Source organism: Xylanibacter ruminicola Ga6B6 (genome assembly GCF_000687715.1).
In the GTDB taxonomy this organism is placed as follows: domain Bacteria; phylum Bacteroidota; class Bacteroidia; order Bacteroidales; family Bacteroidaceae; genus Prevotella; species Prevotella ruminicola_B.
This window is the reverse complement of sequence record NZ_JHXD01000002.1, coordinates 212,575-237,685: the sequence shown is the minus strand read 5'-3', so window position 1 is coordinate 237,685 and position 25,111 is coordinate 212,575. Positions and strand designations below refer to the sequence as shown.

Here is a 25,111-nt window from a genome sequence, read left to right as displayed (position 1 = left end):
AAGATACTTAATCATTAAAATTCTACATCGAAACCAAAGCCATAGTACTGCAGCATAGGATAGTTACGACCACTGTTACCACCACCAGAGTTCATGTTTGAACCGAACTCTGACGACTCAGGATCGATGAACGAGTTCTTGGTAAGTGTAAGCAGATCCTGACCGGTAACATATACACGGAGTTTCTGCAGGCCCAGAGGCTCAATCACCTTCTTAGGCAGTGAATAACCGATGGCAAGGTTCTTTAAACGTGCATACTTGGCGTCGAGCACGAAGATGTCTGACGGGCGGCCCCAGTTGTTGGTATCTGAGGCCGAGCCCTGTGCTGCCAGACGTGGATATTTAGCGTTTGTGTTAGTCGGGGTCCAGAAATCAAGCTGATGCTTGTACATCACATAAGAATAGTTTGAGTGGTATGGCTCGAGCAACTCGCCACGCAGCATCTGCGAACGTTTGCCTACACCCTGCCAGAACATACTGAAGTCGAAGCCCTTCCACTCGAAGCGGTAAGTGAATCCGAAGGTGTAACGTGGGAAGGCGTTACCTACGATAACACGGTCGTTAGAGTCGATAACGTTGTCGCCATTCTGATCCTTGAACTTTAGGTCGCCAGGTGCTACCTCGGCACCAAGGGGCAGAGCTGAGTTCTTAATCTCATCGTAGCTCTGGAAGATGCCCTCTACCTGCCATGCATAGTAAGAGTTGAGCGCCTCGCCAACGCGGATAATCTTGTAAATCTCATCTACACCGCTAATCTGCTCGTTACCAGGGAATTTGGTAACCTTATTCTTTGAGTCGCCGATATTGAAGTAGAAATTGTGCTTCATATCACCGGTCTTCAAGCGGTAGTTGACAGAGAGCTCCCATCCGTCGTTCGACATCTCACCGATATTGGTGCTTGGCATGGTGGTTCCGAATACACTGGGCTGCAAGGGTTTCATGAGGATGTCCTTGGTGCGCTTGGTGTAGTAATCGAAGGTGATGTTCAGGGCATTATGCAAGAACGAAGCATCGAAACCTATATTGAAAGTGTTGGTACGTTCCCAGGTCAGGTCCTTCAGTCCGAGGTTGAATCCGGCTCCGGCTACGGCCTGATTGTTATAAGCATAGGTGGTAGAGCTAACGCTATAGCGGGTATAGCGGTCGTAGTCGCCTACAGCCTGACTACCCAGAATACCGTATGAACCACGGATCTTCAGGTCGCCCACCTTTTCACGATATTTTTCCATAAAAGGCTCTTCGCTGATGCGCCAGCCTAACGACAGTGAAGGGAAGAAACCCCAGCGGTAATCCTTATGGAACTTTGAGCTACCATCGTAACGGAAGTCGAACTCAGCATAATAACGCTCGTTGTAGTTATAGCCGATACGACCTAACAGTGAGGTAATGCTGGTCTGACCAGAGCTATCTACCGTGGTAGCACCGCCGATATTACCAACCTCGCCAGTGGTGATGCTGGTTGAAGTACCCAGATCGGGATCAACATAGTTCTTCCAGATTTCGTTGTTATACCAGGTGTACGACTCGTTGGTGGCACCGAACAATCCGTTTACGGTATGGAGACCGAAGGTCTTGTTGTAATCCAACAGGATCTGGGTGTTCAGACGGTAGTTGTCGGCATTCCAGTTGCTGGTCTTAAAATCTGAATCCTTACGTGGACGGGGCTCAGTAGCATCCTCGCCAGCATAGTAGTAAGAGGGCATGTTACGTGAGTAGCGGTTGTTGCCCACTACATCGGCACCAAACACACCACGCAGTTTCAAGCCGTCGATAATCTTGAGCTCACCAGTAACGCTGGCTGTAACGGCATTGGTACGGTACTTATCGAAACCACCCGACTCAAGTTGTCCCAGCGGGTTGAACTCGCCCCATACATCGTTAAGCAGGTAGCGACCATCGGCCGACTTCATCTTATAGATATAGCTGCTGGGCACACGACTGGCATCAATCTCCAAGCTGCTACCAGTGGTGTTCTTACTGTCGGTGCGGGTATAGGCCAGTGTGGCAGTAAGCTTCAGTCGGCCCAACTCGGTAACCAGGTTGGTACGGAAGTTATAACGCTGCAAACCGAACTTCTGGTTGCTGACGTAGTTACTACCCTGATCGAAATAGCCGGCAGAAACCATATAGGTGGTTTTATCGCTACCACCACTGATGCTGATATTGTAGTTCTGCTGCATGGCGGTCTTGAAGATCTCGTTCAGCGCCCAGCGCTCCTCGTCCTGATGGGCGTAGAAGTCGAGAATCTGGTCCTGACTGTAAACGGGGGCATTACCCACATTAGTCTCGGCCATGTTACGCAGCACGGCATTCTGGTAACCGGTAACAGGGGTGAACAGGATGTGGGGATCTTCCCAACCTACCATGCCATTCAGTCGGATACTGGTGCGCTCGTTGTTCTTACCCTTCTTGGTAGTAACAAGCACAACACCATTGGCCGAACGTGAACCATAAATAGCGGCGGTACCAGCATCTTTCAGAATCGAAATATTTTCTATGTCATTGGGATTCAGACGATTGAAGTTATCATAATCGGTAACCAATCCATCGATCACAAACAGCGGACTGTTATCGTTCAGCGTGCTGATGCCTCGAATATTAAAGTTGTTGTTCTGGGCATTAGGGTTGTAGTTCTTACGCTGGATGATAACGTTTGGTGCTGCACCCTGCAAAGCCTGTGTAACGTTGGCTACAGGACGATTCTCCAACAGGTCGGAACGAACCTGATCGACAGCACCCACGGCACTTTTACGAGTAGTGGTGCCATAACCAATCACCACCACCTCGTCGAGGATAGCATTGTCTTCCTTCAGCACAATACGACTCAGGTTGGCATTGGCACGCAGCTCCTGGTTTACATAGCCTACATACGAGAAGACCAAGACATCGGTTGGTTTGCAGTTCAGCGAGAAGCTACCATCAAGGCCAGTAACGGTACCCGAGGATGAACCTTTTACCGAGACTGTTACACCGATCATAGGCTCTCCCGATGCATCAACAACTGTGCCCCTGACAGTGGTTTGCTGTACATTGTTAGTAGCAGCCACTGAGACACCATTGGCAAGAGCCACGGAAGGACTGCCTACGCATAGGGCCACTCCCATAAAACCTCGCCAGATGAATCTGGAATAGTTGAAATTTACTTTTTTCATTTAGTAAAACTTTAGATTGAATGTAATTTTAGTTATAGAACAGTTTAATTGCTTATTCGGTTTTTATTAGCATTTCGGCACCTTTTGCCAGTTGGGCATGAGGCACAAACCAGCCCTTGAGCGGCTTGCCACCTACCGTTATCTGACTGATCTTACGACCACTACCCTCGCGACGGATAGTAAAAGTGTTACCAGTGGTACCCAGGGTGAAGCTCACCTTGTTGAACAATGGCACGGTAACGATATACTGCGGATCGGCAGGCGAATAGGTATAGATGCCGATGGCATTGAGTACATACCACGACGACATCTCGCCGGCATCGTCCATGCCTGCATAAGCCAGTCCCTCTTCGCCCATACCATAGTAATGATTCAGCAGCGAATCAATCACCACCTGGGCCTTTTCCTGCTTATCGGCAAAATAATAGGTATAAGGAATGCTATGACCTGGCTGGTTACCATGACAGTAGGTACCTAAGAAACCAGTAAGGTTCCAAGCCTCGTAGCCATGGTTGGGCTGGGTAAACAGCGAGTCGAGTTTCAACTCAACAGCCTTCTTAGATGGATAGAGAGCCACCATTCCCTCAGGATCGTGCGGAGCAAAGAACAACGAGTTCCAGGCATCGGCCTCACGATACATATAGGCATAATAGGGGTACCAAGGATCAAAATCCTTAATCCATGAGCCATCGGCAATCCTGCCACGCCAGAAACCTGTTGACGCATCAAACAGGTTCTTGTAATTCTGCGAGTGTTGCATCAGTAGTTGGTAGTTTTTCTTATCTTTCAGTTCGCGGGCAATCAGAGCGGTGGCATAATCGTCGTAAGCATACTCCTGGGTCTTGGTTACCGAGGCCTTATACTCATCCCAAGTAGGCACGTTGGTGGTATCTTTCTCGGCTATCCAACCCTGCTTCAGGTACTCCTCGAGCCAAGGGCGACCGCCACGACCAGGAACGGTGGCATTCTTAAGTAGGAGCTTATAAGCACGCTGCAAGTCGAACCCTTTGATACCACGCAGCCACGAACCTGCTACAAAGATAGAGGCATGGTCGCCATGGAAGAAGGTAGGCATATAACCACCGGCCTTCTCGCCTTTATCGATAATCGACTTGATGATATCGGTAGTCACATCGGGGTTTATCATACCTAACAGAATGAGCTTGTTACGATAGGTATCCCAGAACGAAGGATTGGTATAGTAACGGAAGTCGGCCTTACAAACACGGCCCTGCTCGTCGGTATACTCACCATTCACATCGCTACGCAAGGCAGGCCAAAGGAAGGCACGGTAGAGTGTGGAGTAGAACATGGTTTGCTGCTTCTGGGTACCACCCTCTACCTGGATATGTCCCAGCTGTTTGTTCCAGATGTTATCAGCCTCCTGACGCACCTTCTCAAAACTCTTGTTCAGCATCTCGGCCTCGAGGTTCTGCTTGGCATTGGCAATGCTTACAAACGAGAAACCTATTTTGAGTTCCAACGCGCGCGATCCTTTATTATTTAGAAAATCGACCACAGCTATCTGATGGCGAAAATCCTTCTGGATGCTTACCTCGCTTACATCGTGATTGGCCACAGCATAGAAGTAGATACGGCCCTCGCCATCCTGGAATCCCTGGAAGGTGTTGGCACCCGACTTCTCGATTTTCCACTTGCGGGGACGATTGTTGCTACGTGTGATATCTACAATCAGACGTTTCTCATCGTCGGCACGGAAGGTATAACGGTGGAAGCCGCAACGCAGGGTTGAAGTGAGTTCGGCATTTACATGATAGCGGTCGAGATACACCTGATAGTAGCCTGGATGAGCCGACTCGTTAGTATGACTGAACCATGAGCAGAAGTTATCGGGGTAGAACCTGCCAGTAGCAGGCATGATGGGCAGGTGAAGCAGATTCCAGTGGCCCTTACATGTGTGCGCGAAACCATATATCTGATGGTCTTCGTACTGATAACCTGAACCCGAAGGATACATGGTGACTGGAGTGAGCTGCACCATGGCATTGGGTAAGGCTGAGCCAGGAAATGACTCAGCTCCCCAAGCGCGTTTAGTTTCTGTGCGTGTATATCCCAGATCGGCTGGGCTCCATAGAGTTGTTGTTCCGATAAAAGGGTTCACCTTTCCGGTTAGATTTTCAGCCTGTACGAGTTGTACTGAAATGAACAGGCAGACGAGTAATGTTAGAGTTTTCTTCATCACTTTACGGTTTTTATTATTTTCGTGTGGCAAAGGTAGACAGAAAGAAACGAAACAATGTCCTCGTTTCTGCAATTATTGTACAACATACTGATTTGACAGGAATTACGACAAGGAGCTTATTTATAATTAGTATCTTTGCAAACGACTAATTAAAACATTAAAAACAGAACAAAAATGAACAGACGTACATTACTCACCACCATCCTGTTGGCAGGGCTATCGGTGCCTGTTATGGCCGACGGGATAGAAGACTGGAGCAAAACGATTGCCGCTCCAGCCGACAACACAAAAGTAACCCGTAGACCCGCCGTCAAAGAACGACTTTTCTACTCAGACACTATCGAGAAGAAGATTGCCGAGGTAAAAAAGATGCTGAAGGATGCTCCATACTTAGCATGGATGTTCGAGAACTGTTTCCCGAACACACTCGACACCACTGTACACTACTCGGATGCTGAGGGCGACGACGATACCTTTGTATATACAGGCGACATCCACGCCATGTGGCTGCGCGATTCGGGTGCCCAGGTGTGGCCATACGTACAGTTTGCCAAGAAAGACAAGAAAATCAGAAAAATGGTACGAGGCACCATCCTGCGCCAGTTGAAGTGCATCTGCATCGACCCCTATGCCAACGCCTTTAACATGGGACCTACAGGCAGCGAATGGGCCAGCGACCATACCACGATGAATCCCAACCTGCATGAGCGCAAGTACGAGATCGACTCGCTGTGCTATCCCCTGCGCCTGGCCTACTATTACTGGCAGGTAACTGGCGACGACAGCATTTTTGGCGACTTGTGGCAAGAAGCCATCGGCAAGATTCTGAAGACTTTCCGTGAGCAGCAGCGCAAAGATGGTCATGGTCCGTACCGCTTCCAGCGTACCACAGCCCAGCAGTACGACACCGTGAGTCATGGCGGCTATGGCAACCCTGTAAAGCCAGTAGGACTGATTGCCTCGATATTCCGTCCCAGCGACGACGCCACGGTGTTCCCCTTCCTCATCCCATCCAATTTCTTTGCCGTAACATCACTGCGTAAGGCTGCTGATATCCTGACCAAGGTGAACAACGACACCAAGACTGCCAACGAGTGCACAACCTTAGCCAACGAGGTGAGCGCCGCCCTGCAGCAGTACGCTATCTATAACCATCCTAAATATGGTAAGATTTATGCCTTTGAGGTGGATGGCTTTGGCAATCAGCACCTGATGGACGATGCCAATGTGCCCAGTTTGCTGGCAATGGCTTACTTAGGTGATGTGGATGTTAACGACCCAATCTATCAGAACACCCGTAAGTTTGTGTGGAGCGAGGATAACCCTTACTTCTTCCGTGGTAAGGCCGGCGAGGGTATCGGTGGACCTCATGTAGGCTACGATATGGTATGGCCCATGTCGATTATGATGCGTGCCTTTACCAGCACCGACGATCAGGAAATTAAGGAGTGCCTGCAGATGCTGGTGGATACAGATGCCGGCACAGGCTTTATGCACGAGTCGTTCAACAAGGACAATGCTGCCAATTACAGTCGCCACTGGTTTGCCTGGCAAAACACCCTGTTTGGTGAACTGATACTAAAACTGATAGATGATGGAAAAGTGAACCTGCTCAAAAACATTCAAAAATAAAAAAAAGGAAGCGCCCCTCTCGATGTGACTCGGGAGGGGCGCGATGTTAGGTTTGGGGAAATTGGCTATTTTTTGAACAGATGTGGGATAAACTCGTTGAGACCACGGCGCCAGGTGAGCCACTCGTGGGCAGTACCCTTCGACTCGTTTGAATCTACCTTGATACCCAACTCACGCAGCTGCTTAACGATATCGCCGCTCTTGATGAAGTCTTCCTCGCCCCAGTTCATATACATATAATGTATCTTCTTATTGAACTCATCGGCGTTGGCAAACACACCATCGTAGGCAGTCTTGACATCGAGACCGAAGATAGCACCGCTGAAGGTTCCGAGCCAAGCAAACTTATCGAGATTGGTCAGTACAACATCGAAGGTCTGATGACCACCCCATGACAAACCTGCCATAGCACGGTTCTCGCGATCGCTCTTAGTGCGGTAGTTGTTATCGATATAAGGAATAAGGTCGTTCAGCAGTACAGGATAGAACGAAGCACCATAGGTGCTGCGACCAGCCTGATTGTTACCACCACCGAATGGAGCCTTGATATCGCCACTCTCCATGACCACAATCATAGGCACAGCCTCGCCCTTGGCAATGGCGTTATCCATGATGTGCTGCATGTGACCCTGCTTGCTCCAGCCAGTCTCGTCCTCGCCCATACCATGCTGCAGGTATAGCACAGGGTAACGCTTCTTGGCATTCTTAGCCAGCTCGTACTCGGCTGGGGTATAAACCATAGCGTGGCGCCAAGTCTTCTGCTCGTTGCTGTAGTAATAGATGCTACGAACCTGACCAGCGGGCACACCCTGCTGTGGACGGTAGTAGTCGCCCTCAGCACCCTCGGGTATCTCGATACCACCGGCCTCACGGTTACAGCCGAAGAAGGTCTCGGTTGAAGGATCGATGAAGTTTACACCATTGATATTCATGAAATAATAGTGGAAACCAACGGGCAGGGGATCGGTAACAGCCATGAAATTGCCCTTACCATCGCGCTGCATGTCGTATTTCTTGTTGCAGATGTCGAGCACCACCTTGCGGGCCTCGGGAGCTGCGATGCGGAAATAAGCACGACCTTCCTTATCTACCTTGGGGAACTCGTTACCAGGAACGGTTGTCTCAGCAATAAAAGCATCGGCAGGAACCTCAATCTGCTTAGGCATCTCGATATAGGGGCGCTTGGGCTCGTAACCCAAGTGACGGGCAACAGCCTCGCCATAACGGCAACCTAACTCGCGATAGCCAGCGGCATCGAAGTGCAGACGGTCGGGACCATTGGTACAGCCATCCGAAGAGATGACCTGTGAGGTGTGCAGGGTAAGAGGCAACTCATCAATCTGCTTCTTACAACCGATACATACACCCTTACCATCGGCCTGAACAATGTTTCCGGCATAGAGGTTTACCTCCTCGGGCTTCAGGTTCAGATCGCCACACAGGTTGTCGTAAACCTGCTTAACCATACCTGCCCACTTTGGATCGCCGGTATTGGTCTCGCCCTGGTGCATCAGGATACCCTTAATAACACCATCTTTCTGAGCTTTCTTAGCCAATGTAACCAGACGCTCGTAGGGGTTGTTATCGTAGGCAGCCAGCATACCCTTCATCCAGTTTGGGGCTACCTTCAGGTAGTTCTGGATGCTATCAGGCAGGAAGCCCTTGATATCGATACCACCGATAGCCACGTGGATGACACCAATCTTAATATTCTCAGGCAGTGAAGCCACGAGGGTACGACCGAACCAGTCGGCGGGAGTCAGACCAGTGTTTGGACGACAGAGAGGAGCCGAAGCCTCGCACCACTCACCCATCTTACGACCCTTTTCGGGGAAATCGACAGCGGGCATCAGGAGGAAGCGTGGACCAGGACTAGTCAAATCCTGAGCCTCGGGACGGGCATTACCCTCCATGTTTGACTGGCCGAAACACAGGAAAATGTAGAAATTAGGATCGGGCTTGCCAACCTGTTCGGTAGCAGCCGTCTTAGGAGCGGCCTTACGTTTCTGGGCCGACATGCTGGCGGGCAAAATGAGCAATGCCGATGCCAACAGGAAAGTTTTTAAAGTTGATTGATACATTTTAATTGAGTTGATATAAAGTTATTATTTAAGTTTTTTCTTTCCACCAACGATGTAGATGCCACGAGGCAGCGCATCCCACTGCTGAAGGGTTGCTATCTTGATGCCCTGAAGCGTATAAACAGCATCGTTATCCACAGAACGCTCTACCTTATGAATACCCGCTGTAATGCTGGATTTCAAGAAATCGAAATAGGCTGGCGCATCGTATTTGGCTGGGGCAGCATCCTTCAGGTATTTGCCCGTAGCCATATTCTTCAATGTAAAGCCCTTGCCACTCTCATATTTTATTTCCCACACAGCGCCATCTTTGACATCTTCGCCATTCTGGTCGTTCAAACCGAGAATAAAGCTACACCAGCCTGTAGTTGGCTGAGAATTAAGATAGCCTGGCTTGCCATAAACGCTGTATTCGCTACCGTTCAACGTCATCAAGCGCAACAGATAACAACCATCACGACCAGAAATAGCCTCGGCCTTAAACATATAACCGCTGATACTCTTGTTATTGATGACGCCCAGAGGATCGCCCGTGTCAAGATTCTGATTTTCAGAACCATAAAACATCTTCTGACTCTCCTTATTCACGATAGCAAAAGGCTGGGTGGTTATATCCGAAAGACTGGTCAAAGCTGTCAGGGCGCCTAAATCAAGACCGCTAACCTTAACCACAAATGTCTTTTTCCAAAGGGTACCCTGCACATCGGTATATGAGACCTGTACCTGGGCTTCGCCATTGGCCAATGCATGTATAGAACCATTCTTAACTTCAACCACCGAGGGCTGATCGACTTCATAGGTGGCCACATCAGAGATATCCTTCGTATGACCATCGCGATAGAGGACCTTCAGCGAGAACTTGGTCTTATCGCCAATCATCAAATCAAATGATTCCTGATCAGCCTTCAGTGACTCAATCGTATAGAAATCGCCCGTCTCAGCCTCATCGTCGGCATGGGGATAGTTCACATTATAATACTCGGCATACCAATCCATACAAGCCTTACCACAAGCCTCTTCGAGTCCATTAAAAGCCGGATAGACGTTGCCCGTAGAGAGCAGTTTATCGATATCAAACAAACAACCTGTTCCTGACAGCGTCATCGAGATATTACCATAATAGTCGAGCATAGCCTTGTAAGCCTTACCCCATTTAGAGGTTGAGCCTGTTGACCATGTACCATAGTTAGGCTGTACCCACTCGTTATGCTCATTATAATGACCTTGAGCCGAGGGGTTCTCAGGACTCCAGTCAACCTCGGTAATAATAATCGGGTTGGTATCAACTACCGGAACCTGCTTATGGAACTGCTCAATCTTGTTCTGCGGATCGGGATTGGCATCGCTGCAGCCATACCATCCGGTATAGTCATGAACAGCATAACCGATGTTATCACCCTCGATAGGATAAGTAGCATAACTGGTATAGTTGGCCTGCCATCCAGTACCAGGCGCCCATATAATCCCCGTAAAGCCGTTTTCGCGGATCTTATTGACGATAGGCTGGAAATAGTCATGGAGCGCTTTGGGATCGTCCTGATTCTGGGCATTTCTCAAGTTAACAGGTTCGTTGGCCAACTCAATACTAATCTGACCGGCATGATCCTTCACAAATTTCTGCTGAGAGAACACATCCCATATATACAGCAGATACTGATTATAATAATCACCCACCTTCAAGTCATGAGGACATACACCGGGAGGGCGTACTACTACGTACATACCATATTTCATAGCCATCTCGGCCAACTTCAGATATAGCTGTGGCAGGTATTTCTGATAGCGCTCGGGATTAAAATTCTTGATGTCTGCCTCGCCCGACGCATCGGAAGCCTGTCCTACTGAGCCTGCATAAACATAACCATCGGCAGGATCGTTGGTCCAAGCAGGATCCATGTGCAAACGGAACACATCGCACTTAGCCTTCTCCATGCCTTTGAATAGTTTTTCAAAATAAGCCAGACAGTTGGTAACGCCTGTATCATTATAGTGGTCCCACCAACCAAGTGCCTTGGAACCTTCCCAGCGTCCACCATTAAAATAATTACTGGGCGTATCCATCACACCATGGAGTACCACTTGGTTTCCATGTTTGTCAACAAGCCATCTTCCCTCAGTATGGAGCGAGGGCAATGGCTTGACTCCCTGAGCTCCTGCGCCAAGCGCACATAGAATTGTAATCAGAGTAAATATACGTTTCATCAATGTTTCAGTTTATTCTGGGTGCAAAGGTACGCAGTTTTCAGAAAAGACCTTTTTCAAAGAGTTACATTTACTTTTGTGTGCGTATCATCGTCCCCTAACAAGCACTTTTTTGCCTTGTTTTTGAGTTTATTTAAAATTCTTTTGTATCTTTGCATCCAGAAACATCAATTACTTGGAACCGTATATGAGACAGACAAAAATTTGGATATTCCTGATGGTGATGGCAGGCATTCTGATGGCAGCCTGCAACAATGAGGAGCAGAACGGACAGATGAGTGAAGCCGACAAATTGATTGAGAACACTCAGAAGACCAAGAACTACCCTGAACTGCTGAAGGTGGTTGACAGTTTAGAAACCACCGGCAGCATCACCCCCACCAAAGCATACTATTGGCGAGGCTATGCCTGCGACAAGATGAAACGACAGCGCCTGGCTGAGTTCTATTGGAAAGCATCGCTCGATGCTGCTGAAAACGCAACCAGCAGCGACGAGATGGCTTACTATGCCAAGTCGGCCAGTCGTCTGGCTAACATGCTATCCGTAAGAGGTGACTATCAAGAGGGATTAGACCTCACCGTACCTGTAGCCAACAAACTGGAAGAACTGCACTGCGACAGTACCAGCGACTACCTGAACATACTTATATATATAGGTTGCTGTCAGGAGGGCTTAGGCACAGCCAATGGTAATAGCGATGGTTTTAATAAGGCTTACCAGCGGCATAAGGAAAACATAGAGACGTTCCACAACGATGTGGTCTATAAAGATGGTATCACCGGTCTCATCAATATTACCTATAATTATATATATGCCAAGAAATGGCAGGAGGCCCTGACATGGACCACCCGCTTTGGACAGATACTGAGCGAATACGAACAGCGACCTGATGCTGATGCCGACTTTATCGACCGACAGCTGGCCCGCTACGATATCTACCAGGCGCTTGCCCTACTAGGTTTAGGTCAAACCGAAGAAGCTGCCAAAGCCTACGAAAAGTTCCAGAGTACCCGTTACAGTAACACACCTAAGGGACGTATCGACGCTAACGACTATCTGACAGCCGCTAACCGCTGGGATGAGGCTGCCGAACACTATCGTAGTCTGGATGCGATGATGGGCGAAACGCCGCAGAATTACTCGTTGGAGAACATCGAGAACCTGGTACTGAAGAAATACCGCACTAACCTGCAAGCAGGGCGACGCGACTCGGCCATCCAGGTTTCTTTGAATATCACTAATGCATTAGGCAAGGCTATTGCCAAGTCGAAGAAGATAGAACTGGAAGAGCAGGCTGTGATTGTAAAGACCGTAGAGAAGATGACAGAGCAGGAAGCCAAGAAAAATCGCAAGTATCAGTTTATGATTGCTTTCGGTATTGCCATTGTCATACTCTGTTTGTTAGGCTATGCACTCATCCGTCGCCGTATGGCACATCAGCTACAGGCTGCCTACGAGGATCTGAAATACGACTACGATCGTATGGAGGCCGACACAGCAGTGAAAGAGCGTGAGGCCTCAGAATTCCGTATAGCCCAGAATATTCAACGTGTGATCACACCACGACTACTGCCAAAATACAAATCGTTCGACTTGTGGAGTGCCGTAAAGATGGGGCAGATGGAAGGCAGCGGCGTCATGGATTACTGTGTACGCGACGGAAAACTGTTCTTCTGCGTGGGAGAATCCGGCTTAGAAGGTGTCAAGGCATCGCTGCTCACTACCATCGTCAAAGCCCAGTTCCGTACAGCTGTCACCTTTGAATCGCAACCAGACAAAATCATGTCGGCCATCAACAATGCCTTGGCACAGAAAGAAAACAAGGGCATCGACATACGTTTGTTTATTGGTGTACTCGACATTTATAATGGTAAGTTGTTCTTCTGCAATGCCAGTCATGCAGCCCCACTATTGGTAAGCAACGAGCTACACCACCTGCCTGTAGAGCAGAATGTGGCCATAGGCGAAGAACCCAACTATGCCTATGAGGCTCAGGAGATTACGATGCTGCCTGGTACCATGATATTCCTGAATACAGAAGGACTTATTAAGGTAAAGAATGCTGAGCACCGCGTGTTTAACGAGAAACGCATGTTAGGATCGGCACTGCAGGCCATGAAGTTGGATTCTCGCCCCAAACCATTTATCGAGAACATGCTGGACGCTGTTCACCGCTTTGCCGGCGACTTCGAGCAGCGCGACGATATGGCCTTGCTGGCTATCCGATTCAAAGGTGCCACCAAATTAGAACAGAAACCCGACGAAAACTTAGAGCCTGAGATGGAGTCCGAAGTAGAAACGACTGCAGTTCCACAGCAGCCAGAGCCAGCAATAACTACGGAGCCCACACCTGAGCCACAAGTATTCGAAGAGCCAAAGGTTTACGACGAACCTGAGTTCTACGACGAGCCCGATGTAATCATCGAAGATGCCGAGGCAACTGAAATACAATAGACAAACAGTTAACAAAACTATATCCAGGAGGTGCTGCGCAACACAACGCAGCACCTTTTAATGTTATTAGAAGTTTAAAAATGGTAAACGTTTAATAAGGGTATATTTTTAAAAAGTAACCAGAACTTTACCAAATGTTACATTTTTGAACAATTTGGCAATTTTACAAACTCTACGTTACAAAAAATAAACTAATTGAGTTAAATTTATAATATATTTGCAACCGAAAATTGAAACCTAAAAGTACGAATTCAGCCAAATAACATATTCAATTATCTAACTAATTAAATTAATTATGTGGAATTTTAAATCAATCCAAAAGCCGTTAATGGCACTGTTCCTGCTCTGTTTGTTCCCACTGGGAGCGCTGGCTCAGAGCTTGATCAAGGGAACGGTGAAAGATGTATCTGGCGACCCGATCATTGGTGCTAGTGTAAAAGTACAGGGATCAAAGTCGGGTGTCATTACAGACTTCGATGGTAACTTCAGTATCCAGGCCGACAACAATGCCACACTGGTTATCAGTTACATTGGCTACACTACCGAAAGCATTAAGGTAGCTGGCAAAAACAATCTCTCTGTTACTCTTAAAGAAGATGCACAGACCCTGAACGACGTCGTAGTAATCGGTTACGGTGTACAGAAGAAGTCAGACTTGACCGGTTCTGTAGCATCAGTAAAGGCCGAGGACCTGAAGCACCGTTCAACCACCGACGCTGCTGCTGCTCTGCAGGGTAAGGCCGCTGGTGTACAGATTCTGAACAGTTCAGGTAAGCCTGGTCAAGGTGCTTCTATCCGCGTACGTGGTTACTCTTCTAACTCTAGCAACATCGGTCCTCTGCTGATCGTCGATGGTCTGCAGGTATCAAGCATCCAGTACCTCGATCCTTCAATGATTGAGTCAATGGAGGTGCTGAAGGACGCTGCTTCGGCTGCCATCTACGGTGCTGAGGCTGGTAATGGTGTTGTACTCATCACCACCAAGAGTGGTGCCAAGAGCAAGGGTCAGGGTTCAATCACTTACGAGGTCAAGTTCACAAACCAGAACCTCGGTCACGTTGGTAAGCTCTTGAATGCAGGTCAGTTCAAGGATTGGATGGACATGCAGTTAGGTGAGGTCGAGAAAGATGGTAAGATGTACCGTCAGCTCGATCTGGACATGCAAGATGCCATAAACCAATATGGTTGGAATCCCAACACCGATACTGATTGGATGAAGGAATATTTCGAGGACACATGGGCACAGCAGCACACACTGACTTTCCAGGGTGGTAACGACCGTGGTTCTTACTTCCTGAGCACCAGCTATGTAAACCAGGATGGTATCGTAAAGGGCAACAAGGATAGATATGAGCGTTTGACAGCTCAGATCAATGCTGACTATAAGATTAAGGATTGGTTGCAGATTGGTACAAACACTGCTATCGAGAAGTGGTCTTCACGTGGCGTATCAGAGAATGGTTATGGTTCTTCATTCGAAATGCTGCTTTTGATCGACCCATTGACTCCCTTGTATTGGACTTCTCGCAACCAGATGCTGGGTGAATATGCTTCATATTACGATGCAATTCAGGCTGGCAACTCAAAATATACTCTGTTTGGTGATGAGAATGGCTACTATGCCACTTCATACTTCAACACACGTCTGGCAGGTGCCAACCCATTCTCACAGCGCGACCGTGCCGAGGGCAGAAACGAGGGTGTAAACGTGAATGGTACTGTATTCATGAACATCACTCCTATCAAGCAGGTAACCTTCACCTCTCGCTTAGGTTATCGTTTGTCATTCAACAATAGCTCTGACTGGCAGTATCCTTACTACCTGAATGGTCAGACCAAGGGTGACAACTACACCATCAACGGTGCAAGCAACAACTCTACCTGGTATCAGTGGGAAAACTTCATCAACTACAACCAGGACTTCGGTAAGCACAATGTAGGCGCCATGGCCGGTATGTCATTCCGCCAGTACAACTCTAACGGTGTTAGCGCCAATGCTTCTGGTCCAGATATTCTGACTGCTTATGAGCCTAACTACAGATATTTGAACTGTGTAAACGGTAACGATGATACTGTTAAGGGATTCAGCGGCATGCCTAACATGACACGTGCACTCTCTTACTTCGGACGTATTCTCTATAGCTATGACAACCGTTACAGCTTGCAGGGTAACTTCCGTGCTGATGCATTCGACTCTTCTAAACTGTCAAAGGATAACCGTTGGGGTTACTTCTTCTCTGGTTCAGCAGGTTGGACATTCTCTAACGAGAAGTTCTTTAAGGACAACATCGACCCAAGCATCATGTCTTTCGGTAAGATCCGTGCATCATGGGGTACTAACGGTAACGTAAACGTATTGGGTAACTACTCATATACAGCTGGTATTGGTCTGAATGGCCAGTGGTATCAGTATGGTGCTACAAACGCTGCTACATACGGCTCTATGCCTAATGGTATTGCCAACCCCGACCTGACTTGGGAGAAATCAAGACAGATTGACCTGGGTGCTGACTTCCGTTTCTTCAACGATCGTCTGTCTCTCGGTATCGACTGGTATAAGAAGACCACTAAGGACCTGCTCGTTAAAGCTCCTGTAATGCCTGAGTCTGGTTACACTGACATGACTATCAACGCTGGTGAGATTGAGAATAGCGGTCTTGAGGTTGAGTTTACTTGGAAGGACAACATCGGTGACTTCAGATACAGTATCTCTGGTAACTTCGCTACACTGAAGAACAAAGCAACCTACCTTGATCCTTCTATCGAGCGTATCTCTGGTGCCACCGTTGAAGGAGCGTCTCCTGGTGCTATCCGCTGCTACTTCGAGCAGGGTCAGCCAGTATGGTACATGCGCGGTTATAAGTATGCCGGTCGTGCTGCTGATGGTACCGCTCAGTACTATACCAAAGATGGCGGCCTTACCAACGACCCAACTGATAGCGACATGACCAACATCGGTTCTGGTCTTCCCGACGTTACCTTCGGTCTGACTATCAATGCAGAATATAAGGGCTTCGACCTGACCGTATTCGGTGCAGGACAGGCCGGTAACGATATCTACTATGGTCTGTATCGTACAGGTTACAACAACATCGCAAAGGGTGTTTATGATGACTTCAAGTCAAAGAAGTTCCCCGAGGCAAAGAGTGTTTACGGTGTTGCCAAGTTCTACCAGTCATCAGCTATGGTATATAACGGTTCATTCTTCAAGCTCAAGCAGATTCAGCTGGGTTACACCCTGCCTCAGAACCTGACAAAGAAGGTTTATATGCAGAACGTACGTGCTTACGTATCTCTTGACGACTTCTTCACATTCACCAAGTATCCTGGTCTCGATCCAGAAACTTGCACACAGGAGTACAACTGCCCAGGTCTTGACAAGGGTAACTATCCTAACATGCGCAAACTGGTTCTTGGTTTAAGTGTTACATTCTAATTCCAATCAATAAAAATCGAATATAAATATGAAAAAGATATTATTTTCAGTTGCTCTGCTTTCTGCTGGCATGATGTGCACTTCGTGCGATCAGGACTTGCTCGAAATTGAGCAGAAAGCAACCAGCAGCACAGGTAACTTCTATAAAACAGATGCCGATGCAGAGTCTGCCGTGACAGCCATGTATGCAACATACATTGGAGAAATTGGAGGTAATGAAGGTATCTGGAGTGCCTATATCACAGGTATCAACTATGCATCTGACGATGTATTCGCAGCAGGTGGCGACATGGCCGACCATACTGGATTCCGTGAGTTGAACGAATTCCGCTACGATGCCAGTTTCGGTCCAGTCAGCACCCTTTACAACCACATCTATAAGGCCATCTACTCTGCCAACCTGGTTATCAACTACTTTGGTGGCGAACTCGCTGACACACCTACTAAGAAACAGGCTGTTGCCGAGGCAAGAGTAATGCGTGCATGGGCTCACATGCTGGCTGCACAGGTTTACTATCAGCCACCATTGGTTGACCACCTGATCACTACCGACAAGCCATCTAACGACATTTCTCAGAAAGAGATTTTCGACTGGTGTGTCAAGGAATGCGAAGAAGCAGCAAACGATCTGCCTGAGCGCAAGGGACAGACCGACAAGGAAGGTGCTTGGCGCGTAACAAAGGGATTTGCTCAGTTCGTAGGTGGAAAATCTGCCCTGTTCGCTGGTGATAACGCTAAGGCAGCCAGTCTGCTGAAGCCACTGGTAGAGTCTTCTAACTATGCACTGGTTCCCGGTAACCGTTTCCGCGACCTCTTCCACATCGAGGGTGACGGTTGCGAGGAGAAGATCTTCGAGTTCAACTATACCACTAACACTGCTATCGGTGGTGTATGGGGCGGTAGCATTCAGCGCGGCCGTTGGATGGTTGCCAACGTACTCAACTGGCGTGGTGACGATATCGTAGGCGGTGGTAAGAATCCACAAATCTGCGCAACCGGTGGTTGGGGCGGTGGCTCTATCAACCAGGATTTCGCTCACAAGATGCTTGCTAATGATGGCGACAGCTATCGTCGTAAGGCAACATTCCTCACCTCTGACGAGTTCTTCTACGATGCAACACTTTGCCCATGGGCTGACGACGTAGAAGCAGGCGGAAAACTCTCAACTCGTGCCGAGAAGGAACTTGACGAGAATCGCGGTATCACCAAGAGTGCCGGTTCTTTCTCTCGCAGTGATGTCATGGAGGTGAAGATGATGTGTCATCCTAAGGATGTTGACCTCTCTGTAGGTGACAACTGTAACAACACCAACCTGTGCCTGGCACGTCTGGGCGAGGCTTACCTGCTCTATGCCGAGGCTTGCTTGGCATCTGGCAACAGCTCAGAGGCTCTGAAGTATGTGAACAAGATCCAGCAGCGCGCCGGTTCTAAGACCATCTCTTCATCAGTTGACCTGCAGACCATTCAGGACGAGAAGCAGTATGAGCTCTGGTTCGAGGGTTGCCGTTGGTTCGACATCGTACGCTGGGGCATTGCAAAGCAGTGCTATGACAAGGTGCTCGACAACATTCCTCTGCAGTGGGATGAGTACTGGAATCCTTCTGATGGCTCTGCTCCAAAGACCAAGCCTCACAAGCTCTATTACAAGATCCATCATCCATTCGCCGACGCTGGTATCAAACTCCAGTTCGTAGCTGGTAAGAATGAGTACTGGCCAATTCCACAGACCGTTATCGAAATCAACGATCAGATGCACCAGGTACGTGGTTGGGCAAACAATTAAAATCAAATCGGATGTTTAATAAATGAAATATAGTAGTTAGTATTAGACACATTGTTTTGGTATTTCGGAGGTGCTGCGTCGCGAAGACGCGGCACCTTTTTTATGATAAAAAGCAACATTTGCCCGCATATTAAAAGAAATTAACAGGAATGATATAAAACAAAAAGAATTTGTTACAAGAAATAAAGTAAGATAGTCGTTTTTTATCGTATATTTGCAGCGTGTTACGATTAAAGTGGCATCAGTGATAGTCAACCATAAACCTTTTACCATCTATCCCAAAGCTTCTCTTACCAATCGTAAGAATCTGACCATACGACTATACAGATTAATACTAAAAAAGACTTGTTTTGGTTTTATTTGTAAGATGCTGCGTTGTGACAACGCGGCATCTTTACGAAGAGGAATGTTACATTCTGTTTTGCATTTGTAACATATATATAAAAAAAGGTAATCATAGATTAAACGTTTCTCTAAGAAAAGACTCAAATAACTGAAATCTGATGAATACAACTGAACGTATTACTATACATTATCTATAATAAATAACAAACCATTGCCAATGAAGAAAATTTGTATTTCTTTACTGATGTCTGTGCCTCTGGTAACGTTGGCACAGAATCCGGTAATCCGCGACCAATTCTCGGCAGACCCGACGGCTCGCGTATTCAACAACAAAGTGTATCTCTATCCATCGCACGACATCATGCCACCCGCTGGTCAGCGACAGGACTGGTTCTGCATGGAAGACTACCACGTGTTCTCATCCGAGAATCTGACCGATTGGACAGACCACGGTGTGATTGTAACCCAGAACAAAGTGCCCTGGGTACGTCCTAACTCCTACTCGATGTGGGCGCCCGACTGTGTGTACAGAAATGGCAAGTACTATTTCTACTTCCCATCTGCCCCTGCTGAGGGTAAAGGATTTGGATTTGGCATCGGCGTAGCCATTGCCGACAATCCTGAGGGACCATTCATTCCTGAGCCAGAGCCCATCAAAGGCATCAGCGGTATCGACCCCTGCGTGCTCCAGGCTTCGGACGGTAATGCTTACATTTTCTGGGGTGCTGGCCGCTGCGCAAAACTCAAGCCTAACATGAAGGAGCTGGCTGACGACACACCAACAGAAAAGGTAAAGTTTGGCGAGCGTGAGTTTGAAATGAAAGGCGTAAACTGTCTGAAGGGACTGCCAAGCCGTCAGGCCGAAGGTCCATTCGCTTTCGAATATAACGGCAACTATTATCTGACCTATCCTTATGTAAGAGAGAATACCGAAGTACTCGGTTATGCTATGAGTAAGAACCCAATGGGTCCCTACGAGTACAAAGGCTTGATTATGGCCGAGCATGCCAACGGCTGCTGGACCAACCATCACAGTATTATCAACTACAAAGGCCAATGGTACCTGTTCTATCACCACAACGATTTCTCACCACGTGACGACAAGCGTCGCTCGGTATGTATCGAGAAGCTATACTTCAACCCCGATGGTACTATTCAGGAGGTGAAGCCAACCATGCGTGGTGCAGGTATCAATGAGGCTACCGAAAAGATTGAGATCGACCGCTATAGCGAGGCCAGCAACGATGTTACAACATCGCTGATCGACACCGTGAATACTTTCCGTAGCTTCCAGGCTACACTCCCCGTAAAGGGCAGCTGGATTAAGTATAACGATGTAAACTTCGACTGTCTGACCGAGGGTTATCTGATTGTAAATGCCAAGGCTGCCGGCAACACCACACTCTATGTACGTGAGAAGGCCGCCAATGGTAAGATTATCGCCAAGATCGACATGACCGTGAAGCCCGAGAGTCCTGCTGGCGCACCAGCTATGTTCCGTCGCGACTTCAGTAACCAGTGGCTCACACTGACAGCCCCATTAGAGTACATGCCTAAGGGTGTTACCGACTTGGTAATTACCTGTGAGGGCGATGCTGGAGTAAGCGTAGACTGGATTCAGTTCAAGAACCGTCCTAAGTACTTCTCAGCTGTTACAACACCTTCGGCTCAGCCCGATAATGAGGGATTCATCCGTCGTTGGTTGCTCCTAGAGCCTATCGACAAACCAAATAGCGGCAACACCGTATTCACCGACTCATATCTGCGCGAGCACTTTAACACAACGTATTTCAAGGGCCAGCAGACTATCGTTCCAAAGAACGGTCAAAAGGTAAAGGCAGAATACAAGAAGGTAGAGGTTGCTCTTGGTTTCGGCCATGGTTTCGGACAGCAGGAGCCTGCAGAGCCAAAGGTAACAACCGTTAAGCAGACGCTGACCTGGCACGCTCTCGACAGTGAGAACATGAACGTAAAACTGTTCCGTTTTGCAGAGAAATGGGGACAGCAGGTTTACGGCGTACTCTTCTGGGCAGTAACCATCATCGACTGCGACGAGGATATCGAGAACGTACGCTTGGCCGTAGGTTCTAACTCAGCCTCAATGTGGTGGCTCAATGGCGAGGAAGCACTGCTGCTCTCTGGCGACCGCCGTATGGTAAAGGACGACGCTATGTCGCCACGTCTGACTCTGAAGAAAGGACGTAACATTCTGCGCGGTGCCGTTATCAACGGCCCAGGTATGAGCGACTTCTGCGTTCGCTTCCTCGACGAGAAAGGTAATCCTGTAACTAACTATACAATCAAAGCACAATAAAAATGAAAAGACTACATACACTTCTGGCGGCACTTGCTGTAACAGCAGCCGCTAATGCGCAGATTGGCGCTCCTTATATTCACGACCCCTCGACACTCGCTGAGTGTGATGGCAAATATTACACCTTTGGCACTGGTGGCGGCGGTATCATTACCGACGACGGCTGGAACTGGCATAGCGGAGCCGACCGTCCTGGTGGCGGCGCAGCCCCCGACGTACTGAAGATTGGCGACCGTTACCTCTGCATCTATGGTGCAACAGGTGGTGGTTTAGGCGGCGGACACGCTGGTCGTATCCTCACCATGTGGAACAAGACTCTCGATCCAAAATCGCCCGACTTCAAGTGGAGTGAGGCCGTAGAGGTTTGTGCCTCTGACGGTATGGAAGATCAGGACGCCATCGACCCAGGATTGCTGTTAGATCCTACTACTGGTCGCCTGTGGGTAAGCTACGGAACCTATTTCGGAACCATCCGACTGATTGAGCTCGACCCCAAGACTGGTTTCCGTAAGAAGGGTAACAAGGAGAAGGATATCGCTATCGACTGCGAGGCCAGCGACCTGATGTACCGCGATGGCTGGTACTATCTGTTGGGTACCCACGGCACTTGCTGCGACGGCGTGAACTCTACCTATAATATTGTAGTAGGTCGCTCACGTAGCGTAGAAGGTCCTTATCTCGACAATGTTGGTCGTGACATGTACCATGGCGGTGGAAAGATGGTGATTGCAGCCGAAGACCGCGCCTGCGGTGCCGGTCACTTCGGACGTTTCATCGTTGACGAAGGCGTTGAGGTGATGTCGTTCCACTGGGAGGCTGATTTCGAGCAGAGCGGTCGTTCGGTATTGGCCGTACGTCCTATCGTTTGGAAGAACGGCTGGCCAGTTGCCGGCGACAACTTCAAGGGCGGTAACTTCTGGATTGAGTCGGAGCGCCGTGGTTATGCACTGGAACTCACCGTTGACTTTATACGTATGAAGCAGGAGCGCCAGGGTTGGTTCAACCGCAACCAGATGGAGCAGCCAGTGAAGCCTATCGCCAACCAGACCCTCGCTGAGGTAATCGACACATGGCCAAAGGGCGACATCCCTGCTCGCATCTGCGACTACATGAACCGTCCTCACCAGCGCTGGACTATTACTCCAGTTGACTCTGCCGGCGGTTATCTGAGCAATCCTTATTTCAAGATTACTATCGAAGGAACCGAGCGTGCTCTGGCAGCTACTGCCAATAAGGAAGTAACAACCGTTGCCACTTACACTGGTGCCGACGAGCAGCTCTGGCGTATTGAGCAGCTGACAGACGGTACATACCGTATCATGCCTAAGGCCATTCCTGGTCAGGAGGGTGCGAACAAGGAATTCTGCCTGTACTCTGCTGGCGACTCAACACCTACACTCGCTAAATACGATTTCAATACAGACAACTGTAAGTGGAATTTCAAAAAGCGCTAAACACAAAAATCCCCTCCTTCGCTTCGAGGGAGGGGATTTACTATTTTAGAATTCAAGAATCAGCGACTGACGCGACTTTAGCTCCATATTCTTCGATAAATCATAATAGCGATTAGTCAGGATATCCTTAGCCTTTGATGTCTTCCCGATAACTTCGGCATAACGCTCAACTTCAAGTGTTGCTGGTTTCGATGTACCATTCAGGATGGTGAGCGCTGTTTTACCCTGATACTGACGGGCAATCACGTAGATACCATTAAACGGTGTGAACTGAATCTGCTTACCCTTGATAATCACATCGTTACCCTGACGCCAGTGCAGCAGACGAGAGAGCCAGGTAAACATAGCCTGTTCGCTCTGCGTACGACCTTCCTTTGTAAAGCAGTTATGTGTATCGCCGGGGAATCCGCCAGGGAAATCCTTACGTACATTACCATCCGTTTTCTCCTTTGTACCGTTCATCAACACTTCAGTACCATAATACAACTGAGGAATACGATTTACAGTAAGCAACAGCGCCAGCGCCTGCTTCAGGGCGAGGGTATCTTTGCCATTGCCCAGGTAGCGGTCGGTATCGTGGTTCTCGATAAAGGCCATCACACTCGATGGGTTTGGATAGAGATAATCATAAACAAACGAGTTATAGATGCGATTAAATCCCTTCCACCAGCCATCAGTCTCCTCGTATCTGGCCTGAGTCAACTTGTCGAAGAACGAGAAGTCCATCACAGTCTTGAGATAGCTGTTCTTTTCCGAGAGTTTTGAATCCATCTGCCAAGCAGCAGTGTAGGCGGGTTCGGTTACCCAAGTTTCGCCAACGGTATTAAAGTTTGGATACTCCTCGTTGAGTTCCTTCAGCCACTGTGCCATGGCATCGGCATAGGCATAAGGATAGGTATCCATGCGGATGCCATCGATACCCACGGTCTCAATCCACCAGATAGAGTTCTGGATGAGATAACGCATCAGATGAGGGTTATGCTGGTTGAGATCAGGCATAGAGGGCACAAACCAACCTTCTACGGTCTCTTTCAAATCAATCTCCGAAGCATAGGGATCAACTACTGGGGTGAGTTTATACGATGTTTGCAGATAAGCGCTCTTAGCGGGCGCTGAACCATCGGCATTAGCAGTAAAACCAGTCATCGGATCGCGCCCGCTCTGTTTCTCGTTCAGCCATTCGGGGGTATTCAACCAGTCTTTGGTTGGCATATCCTTGGTCCAGGGATGCTCAAAACCGCTGTGGTTAAAAATCATATCCATCACAATCTTCAAGCCCTTCTGGTGAGCCTCATCACAAAGACGCTTGTAATCCTCGTTAGAACCGAAGCGAGGGTCCACCTTATAATAATTGGTGGTAGCATAGCCGTGATAGGTTGCGAAATCGTTCTTGGTGTCGGGCGAATCATTCTCGAGTACAGGAGTAAACCAAAGTGCTGTTACACCCAACTCCTTAAAGTAGTCGAGATGTTCGCGGATACCATTCAGGTCGCCACCATGACGCAGACTAGGCTTGGTGCGATCCTCAACATAGTTGCGCATACCCTTAATCTTTGAAGGATGGTTGGCCCCCTGTGCAAAACGGTCGGGCATCAACATGTAGAGCACATCGGCATTGGTAAAGCCCATACGCTTGTCACCACTCATCTCACGCTGTTTAAGTTGATACTGCACCTTGGTCTTACCAAAGTTCAACACCATCGTGCCTGGCTGTGCATCACGCAGATTCATGTAAACCAACAAGTAGTTGGGCGAATCAAGTCGGACGATACTGTCGATGACTGCACCTGGATAATCGGTTGTTACACTTGCAACATCGCGGATACCTTGTCCGTACACCATCAGCTGTACCTGAGGATTCTTCAAGCCTACATACCAATCGGTGGGTTCGATACGGTCAATCACTTGTTTCTTTGCTGCACTCATCGTTAAAACGTTTGCCATCAGAATGGCGGTTACTAATAAAATCCGTTTCATTTTTGTTCTTAGTTTATTCTCATGTTGCAAAGATAGGGATTTTTCTGATACGTTGTTCGCATCAGAAAAGAAATCCC

Annotated in this window: 11 protein-coding genes and 1 pseudogene; 7 read left to right on the top strand and 5 right to left on the bottom strand. The window is 48.4% G+C overall.

Features of this window, described 5'->3' with window-relative positions; genetic code table 11:
- Positions 1-14: 14 nt before the first annotated feature.
- Together T500_RS0102485 and T500_RS0102480 are read right to left on the bottom strand one after the other, a co-directional pair.
- The gene (locus tag T500_RS0102485) at positions 15-3,152 is read right to left on the bottom strand and encodes a SusC/RagA family TonB-linked outer membrane protein (RefSeq protein WP_051611840.1); all 3,138 of its coding nucleotides are present in this window, start codon (positions 3,150-3,152) and stop codon (positions 15-17) included.
- A 52-nt stretch (positions 3,153-3,204) separates the two neighbouring features.
- Positions 3,205-5,352 carry a GH92 family glycosyl hydrolase gene (locus T500_RS0102480; RefSeq protein ID WP_028906807.1) on the bottom strand — a complete coding sequence of 716 codons (2,148 nt, stop codon included), beginning with the start codon at positions 5,350-5,352 and terminating at the stop codon, positions 3,205-3,207.
- Positions 5,353-5,529: 177 nt separating this feature from the next.
- Here T500_RS0102480 and T500_RS0102475 point away from each other — a divergent pair, with 177 nt between their 5' ends.
- Positions 5,530-6,987, top strand: coding sequence for a glycoside hydrolase family 125 protein (locus tag T500_RS0102475; RefSeq protein ID WP_028906806.1), 1,458 nt, complete (start codon positions 5,530-5,532; stop codon positions 6,985-6,987).
- Between the two features lie 65 nt (positions 6,988-7,052).
- Here T500_RS0102475 and T500_RS0102470 read toward each other — a convergent pair whose 3' ends face one another.
- Positions 7,053-9,068, bottom strand: coding sequence for a bifunctional carbohydrate acetyl esterase/feruloyl esterase (locus tag T500_RS0102470; RefSeq protein WP_028906805.1), 2,016 nt, complete (start codon positions 9,066-9,068; stop codon positions 7,053-7,055).
- A 24-nt stretch (positions 9,069-9,092) separates the two neighbouring features.
- On the bottom strand, positions 9,093-11,270 hold the full coding sequence (locus T500_RS14990) for a cellulase family glycosylhydrolase (protein WP_080694762.1): 2,178 nt from the start codon (positions 11,268-11,270) through the stop codon (positions 9,093-9,095).
- Positions 11,271-11,457: 187 nt separating this feature from the next.
- Between T500_RS14990 and T500_RS0102460 the strand changes: the two genes are divergently transcribed.
- From T500_RS0102460 to T500_RS0102440, 6 genes and pseudogenes are all read left to right on the top strand, one after another.
- On the top strand, positions 11,458-13,725 hold the full coding sequence (locus T500_RS0102460) for a SpoIIE family protein phosphatase (RefSeq protein WP_028906804.1): 2,268 nt from the start codon (positions 11,458-11,460) through the stop codon (positions 13,723-13,725).
- A gap of 328 nt (positions 13,726-14,053) precedes the next feature.
- Entirely contained in the window at positions 14,054-17,161 is a 3,108-nt protein-coding gene (locus T500_RS0102455) for a SusC/RagA family TonB-linked outer membrane protein (protein WP_230580822.1), read from the top strand.
- Positions 17,162-17,189: 28 nt separating this feature from the next.
- A complete protein-coding gene (locus T500_RS0102450; RefSeq protein WP_028906802.1) occupies positions 17,190-18,944 on the top strand; it encodes a RagB/SusD family nutrient uptake outer membrane protein in 1,755 nt (584 codons plus the stop codon).
- 562 nt (positions 18,945-19,506) lie between these two features.
- Positions 19,507-20,433: pseudogene (locus tag T500_RS17420) on the top strand (family 43 glycosylhydrolase); the annotation flags it as partial.
- Positions 20,434-20,904: 471 nt separating this feature from the next.
- Complete coding sequence (locus tag T500_RS17415; RefSeq protein WP_410543870.1) at positions 20,905-21,603, top strand: acetylxylan esterase; 699 nt, start codon at positions 20,905-20,907, stop codon at positions 21,601-21,603.
- A 2-nt stretch (positions 21,604-21,605) separates the two neighbouring features.
- A complete protein-coding gene (locus T500_RS0102440; protein WP_028906801.1) occupies positions 21,606-23,057 on the top strand; it encodes a family 43 glycosylhydrolase in 1,452 nt (483 codons plus the stop codon).
- A gap of 45 nt (positions 23,058-23,102) precedes the next feature.
- Here the strand turns inward: T500_RS0102440 and T500_RS0102435 are convergent, their stop codons facing one another.
- Entirely contained in the window at positions 23,103-25,034 is a 1,932-nt protein-coding gene (locus tag T500_RS0102435; protein ID WP_028906800.1) for an alpha-amylase family glycosyl hydrolase, read from the bottom strand.
- Positions 25,035-25,111 lie beyond the last annotated feature (77 nt).

What these genes read in the sequence shown, in the direction of transcription:
- T500_RS0102480 (WP_028906807.1), bottom strand. Translation starts at nt 5,352, where the DNA reads ATGAAGAAAACTCTAACATTACTCGTCTGCCTGTTCATTTCAGTACAA.
- T500_RS0102485 (WP_051611840.1), bottom strand. Translation starts at nt 3,152, where the DNA reads ATGAAAAAAGTAAATTTCAACTATTCCAGATTCATCTGGCGAGGTTTT.
- T500_RS0102460 (WP_028906804.1), top strand. Translation starts at nt 11,458, where the DNA reads ATGAGACAGACAAAAATTTGGATATTCCTGATGGTGATGGCAGGCATT.
- T500_RS0102470 (WP_028906805.1), bottom strand. Translation starts at nt 9,068, where the DNA reads ATGTATCAATCAACTTTAAAAACTTTCCTGTTGGCATCGGCATTGCTC.
- T500_RS0102455 (WP_230580822.1), top strand. Translation starts at nt 14,054, where the DNA reads ATGGCACTGTTCCTGCTCTGTTTGTTCCCACTGGGAGCGCTGGCTCAG.
- T500_RS14990 (WP_080694762.1), bottom strand. Translation starts at nt 11,270, where the DNA reads ATGAAACGTATATTTACTCTGATTACAATTCTATGTGCGCTTGGCGCA.
- T500_RS0102475 (WP_028906806.1), top strand. Translation starts at nt 5,530, where the DNA reads ATGAACAGACGTACATTACTCACCACCATCCTGTTGGCAGGGCTATCG.
- T500_RS0102440 (WP_028906801.1), top strand. Translation starts at nt 21,606, where the DNA reads ATGAAAAGACTACATACACTTCTGGCGGCACTTGCTGTAACAGCAGCC.
- T500_RS0102435 (WP_028906800.1), bottom strand. Translation starts at nt 25,034, where the DNA reads ATGAAACGGATTTTATTAGTAACCGCCATTCTGATGGCAAACGTTTTA.
- T500_RS0102450 (WP_028906802.1), top strand. Translation starts at nt 17,190, where the DNA reads ATGAAAAAGATATTATTTTCAGTTGCTCTGCTTTCTGCTGGCATGATG.